The organism is Chryseobacterium sp. SIMBA_029 (assembly GCF_046535275.1).
Lineage (GTDB): Bacteria > Bacteroidota > Bacteroidia > Flavobacteriales > Weeksellaceae > Chryseobacterium.
In genome coordinates, this window is the sequence record NZ_JAWRXA010000883.1 from 1 (window position 1) to 233 (window position 233).

Genomic DNA, 233 nt, shown 5'->3' on the forward strand with positions numbered 1-233 from the left:
GTCTCAAACAGCGGCTCCATGCTGAACGAGCAGGTGCAGAGCGCCGGCGCGGCGGATCTCGATGCGCTTCAGACGCGCTATCAGGGACTGTTGCAGGGGCAGGCGTATCAGGACCAGGCGACGAACGACGACTACGAGGCTGCGGTGCTCAAGAGTAATTCGTCGAACTCTCTGACCAGCGGGATCATCGGCGCTGGCACTGCGGCGCTGATGGGCTATTCGCAGTTCGCGCG

At 63.1% G+C, this 233-nt stretch carries 1 protein-coding gene; it reads left to right on the forward strand.

Features of this window, described 5'->3' with window-relative positions:
- Positions 1–18: 18 nt before the first annotated feature.
- Positions 19–233 (forward strand): hypothetical protein (locus SB679_RS26385; protein ID WP_410705396.1); only part of this gene is annotated, 215 nt, incomplete at its 3' end.